Annotated in this window: 12 protein-coding genes; 7 read left to right on the top strand and 5 right to left on the bottom strand. The window is 37.8% G+C overall.

Translation table 11 applies throughout. The features are described from left to right. Position 1: 1 nt before the first annotated feature. Genes TLET_RS05750 through TLET_RS05730 form a run of 5 tightly spaced genes read right to left on the bottom strand, consistent with a single transcriptional unit; the run spans position 2 to position 4520 of the window. On the bottom strand, positions 2-709 hold the full coding sequence (locus tag TLET_RS05750) for an ABC transporter ATP-binding protein (RefSeq protein WP_012003169.1): 708 nt from the start codon (positions 707-709) through the stop codon (positions 2-4). Beyond that, entirely contained in the window at positions 675-1430 is a 756-nt protein-coding gene (locus TLET_RS05745; RefSeq protein WP_012003168.1) for an ABC transporter ATP-binding protein, read from the bottom strand. The genes TLET_RS05750 and TLET_RS05745 overlap by 35 nt, the downstream gene beginning before the upstream one ends. Then, the gene (locus tag TLET_RS05740; RefSeq protein WP_012003167.1) at positions 1411-2379 is read right to left on the bottom strand and encodes a branched-chain amino acid ABC transporter permease; all 969 of its coding nucleotides are present in this window, start codon (positions 2377-2379) and stop codon (positions 1411-1413) included. Before TLET_RS05740 ends, TLET_RS05745 begins: the two co-directional genes overlap by 20 nt. A gap of 6 nt (positions 2380-2385) precedes the next feature. After that, the gene (locus tag TLET_RS05735) at positions 2386-3240 is read right to left on the bottom strand and encodes a branched-chain amino acid ABC transporter permease (protein ID WP_012003166.1); all 855 of its coding nucleotides are present in this window, start codon (positions 3238-3240) and stop codon (positions 2386-2388) included. Positions 3241-3281: 41 nt separating this feature from the next. Next, entirely contained in the window at positions 3282-4520 is a 1239-nt protein-coding gene (locus tag TLET_RS05730) for an ABC transporter substrate-binding protein (protein ID WP_012003165.1), read from the bottom strand. Positions 4521-4917: 397 nt separating this feature from the next. Here TLET_RS05730 and TLET_RS05725 point away from each other — a divergent pair, with 397 nt between their 5' ends. The 7 genes from TLET_RS05725 to TLET_RS05695 all read left to right on the top strand — a co-directional run bounded on the left by TLET_RS05725 (position 4918) and on the right by TLET_RS05695 (position 12673). Continuing rightward, complete coding sequence (locus TLET_RS05725) at positions 4918-6045, top strand: ROK family transcriptional regulator (protein ID WP_012003164.1); 1128 nt, start codon at positions 4918-4920, stop codon at positions 6043-6045. A gap of 14 nt (positions 6046-6059) precedes the next feature. After that, positions 6060-7301, top strand: coding sequence for an extracellular solute-binding protein (locus TLET_RS05720; RefSeq protein WP_012003163.1), 1242 nt, complete (start codon positions 6060-6062; stop codon positions 7299-7301). Between the two features lie 44 nt (positions 7302-7345). Continuing rightward, on the top strand, positions 7346-8233 hold the full coding sequence (locus tag TLET_RS05715) for a carbohydrate ABC transporter permease (protein WP_012003162.1): 888 nt from the start codon (positions 7346-7348) through the stop codon (positions 8231-8233). 21 nt (positions 8234-8254) lie between these two features. Next, complete coding sequence (locus TLET_RS05710; protein WP_038051934.1) at positions 8255-9067, top strand: carbohydrate ABC transporter permease; 813 nt, start codon at positions 8255-8257, stop codon at positions 9065-9067. A gap of 4 nt (positions 9068-9071) precedes the next feature. Further along, positions 9072-9950 (top strand): amidohydrolase family protein, encoded by an 879-nt coding sequence (locus TLET_RS05705; protein ID WP_012003160.1) that lies wholly within the window; start codon positions 9072-9074, stop codon positions 9948-9950. Next, positions 9947-11386, top strand: a complete 1440-nt coding sequence (argH, locus tag TLET_RS05700) for an argininosuccinate lyase (protein WP_012003159.1) — start codon at positions 9947-9949, stop codon at positions 11384-11386. The genes TLET_RS05705 and argH overlap by 4 nt, the downstream gene beginning before the upstream one ends. A gap of 333 nt (positions 11387-11719) precedes the next feature. Beyond that, positions 11720-12673, top strand: a complete 954-nt coding sequence (locus TLET_RS05695) for a coiled-coil domain-containing protein (protein ID WP_012003158.1) — start codon at positions 11720-11722, stop codon at positions 12671-12673. The last annotated feature ends 31 nt before the right edge of the window (positions 12674-12704 follow it).

The raw sequence follows: 12704 nt of genomic DNA, 5'->3' as shown, positions 1-12704 counted from the left end.
TTCACAAACCGAGATAAGCTTTCCTGACAAGTTCGCTATTTAGAAGAGCTGTGGCGCTATCTGCCGCCACAATTTTTCCTGTTTGTATTACATAACCTCTATCAGCTATCTCGAGTGCCTCTTGCACTTTTTGTTCGACGAGTAAGATAGCTACTTTTTTTTCTACATTGATCTTCTTCAATGTTTCGAGCACTTTATCGACCATGACTGGCATTAATCCCAGGGACATCTCATCAACAAGAAGCAGCTTTGGGTCAGCCATGAGTGCCCTTGCTATAGCAAGCATTTGCTGTTCTCCACCAGAGAGAGTTTCACTTTTTTGATTTTCTCTTTCTTTCAGCCTGGGAAAAAGATCATATATGTCTTGTAAAAGTTTGTGTATTTTCTTTTCGTCTTTGATAGTATACGCTCCCATTAAAAGATTATCTTTGACAGTCATTTTTCCGAAAATATGCCTGCCTTCCGGAACATGAGCAATTCCAAGCTTTACTATTTCGTGGGGAGTCAATTTGTGGATCTTTTTACCCAGAAACTCTATTTCCCCAGAAAAGGGTTTCAGCAACCCTGATATTGTTTTCAAAATGGTTGATTTACCAGCGCCATTCGATCCAACGATTGCTACTAATTCCGATTCAGCAACTTCAAGTGAAATATTGAAAATAACAGGCACGGTGTCATAACCTGCTGTTAGATTGCTTAACCTTAGCATAATATCTCTCCCCCAGGTAAGCAGTTATTACTTTTTCGTTATTTACAATCTCCTCTGGTGTGCCTTCAGCGATTTTTTCTCCCGCACTCAAAACTATTACTCTCTGTGATATGGGCATGATAGCTTCCATAACGTGCTCTACTATCAAAAGTGTTATACCCTGTTTGTTGAGATTCACACATAACTCCATTGCTTCTTTTATTTCTGATTGGTTCAAACCCGCCATCACTTCATCAAGCATTAACATTTTTGGCCTGGTCGCAAGGGCTTTCGCAATCTCCAGTCTTTTCTTGTCTGCTATTGTGAGGCTTCCGGCTAACATATCTTTTTTTGGCAAAAGATTGGTCAATTTTAAAACACGATTTGCGATATCCTCAGCTTCCTTTCTGCTTGAAGTTCTCAGGAAAGCACCTGTTATAACATTTTCCATAACTGTCATATCTTTGAGAGGTTTCACAATCTGAAAAGTTCGAACCAATCCCATACTGGCTATCTCGTGCGGCTTTTTGTTTGTTATATCGGTGTGGTTGAAAAATATTTTTCCAGAGGTTGGTTTATAAAACCCACTGATGCAGTTAAAAATTGTGGTCTTACCTGCGCCGTTGGGTCCTATTAGACTGACTAACTCTCCTTCTTTTATTTCAAATGAAATATTGTTGTTCGCCACAAGATTGCCAAATTTCATTGTTACATTTTTGACTTCAAGCAGAACTTCTGCCATATACGGCACCCCGCTTTTTGCGCTTTGTTAGAATACCAATAACACCTTGGGGTTCAAAACATGCTATCAATATTATCAATGCGCCGTAAATCATCAAATCTATCCCCTTGCCTGTTCCCCCTAAGTAATTTCGTGTGTATTCTGAAAGTGGGATAAGAATAGAAGCGCCTATTATAGGTCCATAAACATTTCCAAGTCCTCCAAGCACAGTTAAAAGAACTATTTTCATTGAAATCTCCAGGCTGAAAACCATGAATGGATCAATATACAAAATATATTGTGCATAAAGAGTACCAAAGAGTGAGGTCAAAGCAGCACTTGTTATCATTGCAAAAAGTTTGTATCTGGTAGTATTGATCCCTAAAGCTTCTGCCGCCTCATGACTTTCGCGTATCGCTTTCAAATAGTATCCCGTTTTGTTTTTTTCAATCGTTATAGCAGCAAAGAGGCTGAGACAAAAAAGTGCATATACAATTAAAATGTAAGGAATTTTAGAGTTGTGAAATTGCATTAACCAGAAACTGTTATCAACAACAGGGATTGAAATGCCAGTAGCACCTTCAACATAGTCCCAGCTCACAAAAAGCTGTTTTATTATCTCCGCGACTGCCAATGTTGCTATGGCAAAGTAATGGCCTTTCAATTTGAAACATGGATAACTCACCAGAAAAGCAATCACAGCTGCAATAATCGAACCTGAAATCATGCCAACCCATGGCGAAATTCCAAATTTGTAAAACAGAACCGTGGAGGTGTAAGCTCCTATTCCAAAAAAAGCGGCATGCCCAAAAGATGTCTGACCTGCAAAGCCAGTAATTATGTTCCAAGATTCACCAAGACCTGCAAATAAGAGCAACATAATCATGATGTGTTGAAAATTTACATCTGGAATGATCAGAGGTAAAAGAAAAAACGCTGTTAGAATCACATACAAAGGAAGTTTTTTCATTTTATTTCACCATCCAAATAAACCTTTTGGTCTGAACTGTAAAACCAAAAGATATATCAGAAATGCTATTGCATATTTAAATTGAGTCCCAAAATAAAATCCCCCCAAAGCTTCGGCAAGGCCAATGAGTATACCTGCATAAAATGCCCCCCATATGTTTCCAAAACCACCAAGTGCTACTATAACGAAAGCAAGTAAACCATACATTGCTCCAGATTCAGGATAAACGGGAAAGATTCCCGAAAGAAGTGTACCAGCCACACCAACACAAATACCAGAAATTGCAAATGTAAGCATGTAAATTTTCTCAGTATCAACCCCCATTAATTCGGCAATATCCCTGTTCTGTGCTGTTGCCTGTATAGCTTTCCCTATTCTGGTTCTTTTTATAAAAAGTGCTATCAATAAGGTTATTAAAATACTTCCAACAGCGGCAAAAAGTTGTGGAAAGCCAATAATTATGTCGCCAAAAATGATCCGCTTTCCAGAAAGAATCGATTCACCGATGAATCTGTAATTCGGGCTCCAGAGAAATTGAGCAAAATTTCTTATAAACAAACTCAGCCCAAAAGTGGCAAGCAAAGCCATAAGACCTGGAGCATTTACCAAACGTTTGATGATAAGTTTATACGTGGTTAATCCAAGTGCAGCTGCAACTATAACTGCAATTGGAAGAGATATGAATGGATCCCATTTAAACAAGCTGTAAAGCCAGAAAACTGTGTACATAGAAATCATCATAAAATCGCCGTGAGCAAAATTTATGATATCCATCAATCCCCAAACAAGTGTAAGCCCAACTGAAACCAGCGAATATACACATCCTACAAGTATCCCTGTTAGGGCAATCTGAAGAATCATGGACATCCTCCTTACAAAACATCGGGGAAGGCCCCCGATGTTCACCTCTTATTCCATTCAGGAAAGTATGGAACTGGCTCCTTTGTCTGGAAAGCTTCTGGCCAGACAGCTTCATAAATACCATCAAGAATTTGAGTCATAACCGACGCAGAATAGAGATTCTGCCCATCGGGACCGAATTTGATTTTTCCAGAGACAAAATACGGTGCTGAAAAAGTTTGAGTTTGCAGTATTTCGAGTATTTTTGACGGATCTGTAGATTTTGCAATATTTATCGCTTCAGCTATAACCATTGCAGAAGCGAAATCTTCCAATGTTGGTCCGTCGATATCAACACCAGATTTTGCTTTGTAAAGCTGGTTTATTCTTGCAAGGATTGCCATTTTTGAAAAGAGTGCTGAAGTCGTTGCATTTGTTCCAGAGAAGAAATTGGCATCTTTTCCAAGGTTTATAACGAACTGTGGGTCCTGATATCCTCCGCAAAATGATAAAACTACTTTTGGCATCACATTAAATTCCTTGTATTTTTTCACAAACATTGTCATATCCCCTATATAAGAAGCATGGATAATAACATCTGGTTTAGCTGCTCGGATTTTTTGAACCTCAATATCAACATTAGTTACATTAGCAGGATATTTGATATCAGCTACTAAATTGAATCCACTGTATTTCTTTATTTTTTCTTTGACCATAAGAGAAGCATGGACGCCATATTCATTATCGATGTACACTACTGCCACTCTGCTCAGGTTCGCGCCGTATTTTTCCTTAAGATAATTAAGGTACAGGAAAAAGAAATCTGTCTCCATTCCATCATGAGGTGCTATTCTGAAAAACCACTTCAAACCTCTTTCTGTGAGTGCTGCCGAACTCGAAGAACCAGCGACAAATGGTATTCCATATTTTTCTGCAATCTGACTTGCCGGCTTTGTTGCTGAAGAGTGGTAGCAACCAATTAAGGCAACAACTTTTTCATTTTGAATAAGTCTTTCAGCTTCTGCCATAGCAAGTTCCGGATTTGCTTGATGATCTGCAAAAATGAACTGAATTTTTGCTCCATTCAAATTGCTGAGTCCCTGAGATTTTGCAAGATCAAGATCGATGTCAGGATAAACCCCATTGATTATTTCCTGAGCAACTTCTATGGCGTATTTTATTTTCACTCCTGTGGCTGCTGCTGGTCCAGTCAGAGGAAATATGGCCCCAATTTTGATGACATCTTCGGCAAAAATCAGAATGGATATAAACATAACAACCAGAGTGAAAAATTTTTTCACCTCAAACACCCCCTTGTGAAAAGTTAAACATGGCTAAAGTATAACATACAATATTTAAAAAATCAATAATTACGTAATGTGAAGAAATTAGATCGTCATATTAAAATCTTTCTTTTTAAAAAATTATCTGCCATACGCTCTTGCAAGGATAATATTTGAACCGCTTTTTTACGGCAAAATCAACAAGACATTTAATTAAGATCTTTTGTTGGAAACTAATTTATTGTTATCTTGTTGAAAATGCAAGAATTTTGAAGGTAAACAAAGAATATGTACGCAAATTTCTAATAAATGCTTTTTGTCAATTATTGTATGGTTTTATTGAATTTGACAGATCACGCGGTTTGTGTCTACAGTTAGTAAAGAAAGATAACTAACATACAAGGGGGCATATTTCTTGATACAGAAAAACTCCGAACGCGAGATTCTGAGAATTTTAAGAAGGTCAGGTCATATCTCGAGATCGAAATTATCCCTTCAAACTGGTTTGAGTAAACCCGCTGTTTCCGAGATTGTATCAGGGCTCATCAGTTTGGGAGTGATAAGGGAGGTGAAAAAGGGAAAAAGTTCTTCGAAAGGTGGTAAGAGACCTATTTTGCTTGAATTTAAACCAGACTACCGTTACATAATTGCAATCGATGTTGGTGGAACCAAGTTAAGAGTTGCCCTTACAGATCTGGAAAGCAGAGTAATTGAAACCAGAGTGGTTTCTTCAAAGGGCGTTACGAGAAAAGACGATCTTCTCAACTTAATTTGCAAAAATATTTCTCCTTTTCTTGAGGAAAGAGAAAAAATCCTTGGAATAGGCATTGGAGTTCCTGGAACAGTTGATATGAAAAATGGATTCGTATATTATATGCCAGCATTTAATCTCAGAAACATTGAATTAAAGTCGATGGTGCAAAAAGAGGTCGATCTCCCTACATTAGTTGCAAATGATGTAAATTTGAACGCACTTGGCGAAATGTGGAAAGGAGCTGCCAGAGGACACAAAAATGTTTTACTTATTTCACTTGGTACCGGTACCGGTGCTGGGATCATATTAGATAGGCACATGTGCAACGGCTCAAGAGGCATGGCAGGGGAAATAGGATACATGATTACTGATTGGTCGCGTGAAAAATATAATGATTTTCCATTCGGCAACTTAGAAAAATGGTTCTCTGGATATGCACTTGAGAAAAAATTAAAAGAAATCGGAGAAAATATGTCTTTAAAAGACTTTTTTGGAAGAACGGCAAGCTCAGAAGATTTAAACAACATCTTAAATGAAGCATGCGAACATCTTGCTCTTGCTATGGTAAATGCTATTTGCCTGCTTGATCCGGAAGTTGTGGTTATCACGGGTGGGATTGGTTTTAATCAATACGACAAAATTATTGAAAAAATCATGCCTGTTTTTGAAAAAACAGTACCGGCAGAAATATTCCAAAGCATATCGTTCAAAAAATCAGAGCTTGGAGATATGGGAGTGATTGTTGGCGCAAATTATTTGGTTCAAAAGGAGTTCTTTGTGGTGGATTGAGGAGGTGGATCATCATGAAAAGGGCATTTTGGGTGATTCTTTTGGTAATGTTTTTCTTGATTTCTGTTTCAGCAAAAACAAAGATTGTGTACTGGCAGTATTATTTCGAAACGAAAGTCAAAGCGATCGATGAACTGATAAAGGAATTTGAAAAACTTTACCCGGATATTGAAGTTGAACACGTTACATTCCCTTACGAGACATTCAATGAGAAAGTAGCCGCATCAGTTCCGGCTGGTACAGGACCAGATGTAGTGAACTTATATTATGGATGGATCCCGAAATATGTCACATCTGGATATCTTCAACCACTTCCAAGAGATGAATTCAACGATGAGTATTTTAATCAAAACTTCTTCGCTTTTGTACAAAAAGGAGTGGAATTTCTTGGAGAATATTATGCACTTCCAATAGCGGTCAGAAGTCTTGCATTGTTCTGGAACAAAGATCTTTTCAAAGAGGCCGGACTGGATCCAGACAGGCCACCGAAGACTCTTCATGAATTGGTTGAATATGCCAGAAAACTCACGAAATATGACAAGCAGGGTAATATCGTTCAGGCAGGTATGGCCACACAACCTTCGGGGCAAGGTCACCATTGGATCAGAGAAGTACTTGTAAGACAATTTGGTGGAGCCCCTTACAGCGAAGATTATAAAAAAGTTACGTACCAGAATGTACCGGAAGCACTCAAATTTTACACAGATTTGATAACTGTTCACAAAGTTGGTTATCCAGGTTTCATGAATGATGACATAACAGCTTTTATGTCCCAATCAGCAGCTATGAATATTGATGGCTCTTTCCGGATAGGCGCACTCAAGAATGCAGGGATAAACTTTGGTGTAGCAGAGTTACCTGAATACAACGGTATTAAATCCAATTTTGCCTCTTTCTGGGCAAATGCTATCACGAAGAACGCAACCGGTGAGAAATTAAGCGCTGCGATCAAATTTCTTAAATTCCTTGCAAGTGAAAAATCTATGCAATTATGGCTCGAGAAAGTAGGCGAATTGCCAGCAAATCCGAAAGTTGCGGAAAAATACTATGATGATCCAGTATATGGTCCTTTCTTGAAAGGACTTGAGTACGCCCATGCAACATTCTTTGTTGATGAAAAAGAGCAAAGACAGGTAATAATGGATGCTGTAGATAAGGTCTGGTTGAAGGGTATTTCTCCGGAAGAAGCTTTCAAGCAATCAGCAGAAACAGAACAGAAAGTACTTGATGAGTTCTGGAAAGGCATCGGCAAATAACACAAGCGCGGCTTGAAGCCGCGCTTTTTTGAGAGGTGATGGTTTTGAAACTCCGCCAAAAAAAAGTTTTGACCGCCTATATGTTTCTAAGTCTACCTTTAGCTTTTTTCATTTTTATACGTTTTTACCCTATGATTTACGCTTTTTATATAAGCTTTACTAACTGGAACATAATATCGCCCGTAAAAAAATTCGTGGGAATAGAAAATTATGTGAAAATTTTTCAAGATGAGGTTTTTAGAATATCGCTTTTCAACACGCTTAAATATGTTATCCTTGGGGTCCCAGTTGTGATAATTCTATCACTTGGCCTGGCGTTACTCTTAAATAACATAACGAAATTTCAAAGTTTATACAGGCTGGTATACGTAATACCGTACATAACACCCCTTGTGGCTGTAAGCTGGGTCTGGCGGTGGATGTATCAAAGACCGCCAATTGGTGTTATAAACAACTTTCTTTCTGCCATTGGTTTGCCGACCGGGACTTTTCTTTCAGATACAGCGCAAGCTTTACCATCAATAGTCGCGACAACTGTCTGGGTTGAACTTGGCTACTGTGTGATTATATTTTTAGCTGGATTGCAGACTATACCAAAAGAGTATATAGAAGCCGCCAGGATAGATGGCGCAAATAGAAGGCAAGTTTTAGTCAGAATAACTATTCCACTTTTAAACCCTGTGATTGTGTTTCTCACCGTCATGGAGACTATTATTTTTCTGAGAATCTTTACTCAAGTCTATAATATGACGGATCAAGGGTCTGGAGGTCCTTTAAATTCTACCAAGCCGCTCGTTTTGTATATTTACCAGAAAGCATTCAAATCTTTTGAGATGGGTACCGCGTCAGCAGCAACAACTATTCTTTTTTTGATAATACTTGGAATAACTGTGCTTCAATTAAGGGTGCTAAACAAAAAGGTTCAGTATTGAGGCGGTGATGTTGTGTCGAAGATGGATAAGACAGTAAAGATTTTGAGTTATGTAATTTTGACATTGCTCATTGTTGTGATGGTTTTTCCATTTGTATGGATGGTTCTTTCGTCTCTAAAGCCTTTTAGAGAGGTATATCGCCCAAAGATTCTACCAGAAAATCCTACACTCAGTAATTACAGGCAGATCTTGAGCTACTCATTGTTTCCAAAGTGGTTTTTGAACAGTCTGATCGTGGCTCTGTCAACAACGCTATCTGTTTTATTTTTCGACTCTCTCGTTGGTTATACTCTTGCAAAATTCAAATTTCCTGGCAGAAATATAATCTTTATATTCATACTCAGCACTCTGATGATTCCCACAGAAATGCTGATAATTCCCTGGTATGTGATGTCATCGAAGCTGGGGTGGATTGACACTTACTGGGGCATCATGTTTCCTGGCATGATAACGGCTTTCGGAATTTTCTTGATGAGGCAATTTATGGAAACGATACCGGATGATCTCCTCGATGCAGCAAGGATTGATGGAGTATCAGAATTTGGAATATTTTACAAAGTGGCTTTACCATTAGTAAAACCAGCTTTAGCCTCTCTTGCAATACTGAATTTCATAGGTAACTGGAATGCTTTTCTCTGGCCTCTTATAGTGGCTTCAAATTCTAAAATGTATACTTTACCTGTTGGCCTTTCATATTTTTCAAGCGAAAACCTGATGAGATGGGAGTTAATAATGACTGGAGCGACTGTCTCAACATTTCCCTTGATAATAATATTTTTGATATTCCAGAGACAAATAATACGGGGAATAATGCTTTCAGGGCTGAAAGGGTGATCTGATGAAGCTGATCGATTCGCATGTTCATTTTCCTTATATGTTTAAAATAAAAAAAGATATCGAAGAGCCATGGTTAAGACATGAGAACGAAAAATGGTTTAAGGCATGGAGATTTGAAAAACCAATCGAAATCAGCAATTTTGATGAAATTGCGGAACTCTGGTATCAGGAAACTTTGAAATATGACATCGAAAAAGTCGTTTTTGTAACGTCTGGTGGAAATGAGAACATGATAAATCTTGTGAAAAAACACCCTGATAAATTTATTGGCTATGCGCACCATGATCCTTCAACAAAAGACGCAGCAGAAATTTTAGAAAAATCTGTTGAAAAAGGGCTTAAAGGATACAAAATATTGGGTCCAACTGTCGATACACCGCTGAATGATAAAAGTTTGTATCCAGTCTGGGAAGTTGCGAATCACTTTGAACTGCCTGTGCTGATTCATTTCGGGATAATGGGCGCTGCAGGAGGGATTGCTTATCATGTGAATATCAATCCTTTGATAATCCACGATGTGGCAAAAAAATTCAGAAAAATTAAATTTATCGTACCACATTTTGGTTGTGGCTATGTCTTTGAGACATTGAATCTATGCTGGGCGTGCCCAAATGTTTATATCGATACAAGCGGCTCCAATCAATGGATGCGATGGATGCCGTATGAAGTTAATCTCGAGGCACTTTTTAGAAAATATCGAGAAACAATAGGACCAGAAAGAATTATTTTTGGAACAGATTCAAGCTGGTTCCCGAGGGGTTTTTGCAAGGCTTATCTTGACGAACAAATCAGAGCTATGGTCCATGTCGGCTATAGTGATGAGGAAATTGATATGGTTTTATACAAAAACGCTGCACAAGTACTGGAGCTGGTTCCATGAGATTTTCACAGGTTTATAAAAACATCGTTCTGGATAGCTCTTTTGAAAACTGGAAAAAGATGATCGACCATTATCATCAGCTGAATAAAGCTCATCTATTGATGCTTCATAAGTGTAGAATTCTTCCAGATGATGTGGTATTCAAAATAGCCACCGGGTTGAAAAAATTGCAGAATGAAAAAGTGAAAGAATTACCTGAGAATGTTGAAGATCTGGTTTTACTCTTTGAAAAAAAGCTTGGCGATCTCATAGGCGAAGATGTGGCGGGCTTTTTGCATACAGCAAGGAGTAGAAATGATATTGATGCAACAATATTTCGAATGGCTTTGAGAAACGTTTTAATCCAGTTTGAGAAAGAATTACTTAATTTGATAAAACAATTTATCAGGAAAGCTGGGCAAAATATCGACACAGTATTTCTTCTCTACACGCATGGTCAGCCAGCTCAACCATCAAGTTTTGCCCATTATCTGCTCGCTTTTTCGGGAGAATTGACTCAAGTATCGAAAAAGCTTATTGAAACATTTGATATTGTCAACGAGTGCCCTATGGGTGCTGGAGCGATAACCACTACTGGTTTTTCCATAGATAGGAATCTTGTGAGCAATTACTTAGGTTTCAACAGGCCTCTGGAAAATTCGTATCAGGCTATATCAACCTCTCACTGGATTACTTTACCAGGTGCATTGTTGAGAAATCTAATGATTGATATTACCAGGTTCATCCAAGATATAATGCACAAATCATCGAGCGAAGTGGGCGTGTTGCAATTTCCGAATGAACTTGTTCAAATCAGCAGCATAATGCCTCAAAAAAGAAACCCGGTTGTTTTAGAACATCTTAGGCTAAGGGCAAACATGGCAGCAAACGCCTTCAGCAATATTGAAAATGTCTTTCTGAATGTACCGTATCAAGACGTAAATGAAAATGGAGATTTTGTCCTTCGTGAGTTTTTGAACGCGATGGATATTTCAAACCAGGTTCTAATTTTGCTGAGTGAAATGGTTGAAAAAGTCATCGTGAGAACAGATAGAGTAAGAGAAATAGCTGCCCAGTTTGGGGCAACATCCACTGAACTTGCTGACGAACTGGTCAGGCGTTTTGGAATAAGTTTCCGTAAAGCCCACCTGATAGTCTCTGAGGTTGTCAAAACTGGTTTGAACTTCGAAAACTTCAGCAATGTAATCAAAGAACATCTAAAAGAAAAACCAGAAATGGAAATCAATCCAGAGGAATTTCAGCACATTTTGTCGTGCGAGCATTTTATAGAAATCAGAAAAGTATTGGGAGGACCAGAGAAAAGCAGCATTATTTCAATGATAAATAAACTGGAAAACCCTATAATTCAGCACGAACAATTTATTGAATCTTTTGAAAAACAAATCGCAACATCTTTTGAAAACCTGAATCATGATTTTAACTTGCTCTTACTGTAACAGCTTCTCCGATCGGGGTGAATTTACTGATATTGACATCAACCAAATTTACATTTCCCCCGGGGAAGCCCTCTCTTTTTTAAAGGCTGAATGAAAGGCAAGCGCCCTGGTTTGAACTATATATAACGCAGAGTTGTAATATAATAAAACGCAAACGAAAACTTGATAATTTGTCAATCAGTTGAGTTCAATGGAAGATCAAATCAAAGATACTTATGGTATAGGAATCATTTATAAAATCCTAAAAAATCAATACCTCTACCTTGCATCATATTGATTTTATCTCTTATGTTATAATTTCCTACATGAAAAGATGACATTGGGGGGATTGGAATGAAAGCAAGGATCCTTATAGTTTTGTTTGTTTTAATCTGTATGTTTTTGCTTGCAAAAGACGTGTTTTATATTACGGAATTCGAAAGCAAAACTGAGTATGAAATTGAATACATGCTCGATTCAGAGTTGCATACCTGGGTGGGAAAGAAAGAGTATATCGATATACACAGCGAGAAATTTGATCTAATTCTGTCGATTCTTCAGAAAAACAAAGGATATGTTGACAAGCTGGAAAATCAATTAGAAACATCGAACAAGCAGGTAGAAGATCTTCAAAATCAGCTTGAAAGTATGACTGCCAGTGTAACAAATCTACAGACGTCTTTACATGAAAGAGACAGGTTAATAGCTGACCTGGAAAATCAGCTTAGAAAAAAAGATGATATGATAAACAATTTGAAACAGCAACTCCAGAATCAAGAAAATATCAACAAAAGTCAAAAAGAGTTAATTGAGAAAAAAGATGAATATATTTCTATTTTAGAAGGTACAGTACCTGCTACAGCAACAAAGCTTGTAAAAGAAAAAGATGAGCAAATATTCATGTTAACTGATCAACTCTCGGATGCACAAGCTTCCATAACAACTTTGCAGGAAATGCTTTATCAAAGAGAGAAACAAATCGAAGAATTGGAAGAAGAATTGGCAAATGCAAACGAACAAATTCAATCTCTCACGATGCTTCTTGAAACAGCCGATGGTTCTGTGACAAATCTGACAGATGCCCTGCAACAAAAACAAGATCAGATAGATGCTTTGGTAAAGAAGTTGGCAGATTCGCAAAAAAGGGAAGAACAGCTGCGAAATAAGTTATCAGAATCTTTATCAACATTGAATTCACTTCGGGAACTGTGGCTAAAGGCTCAGGATGCTGTATTTCAGTGGAAAAATTTCAATGAGGAAGCCAAACAAATGATAGAGCAATTGGGCAATAGTTTGTCGAGCGAATAATGTAAAATATAATCTATAAATTAAAATAAGC

Source organism: Pseudothermotoga lettingae TMO (assembly GCF_000017865.1).
Lineage (GTDB): Bacteria > Thermotogota > Thermotogae > Thermotogales > DSM-5069 > Pseudothermotoga_B > Pseudothermotoga_B elfii.
Note: the sequence above shows the minus strand (reverse complement) of the source record. Positions and strands in the feature narration are given on the sequence as shown.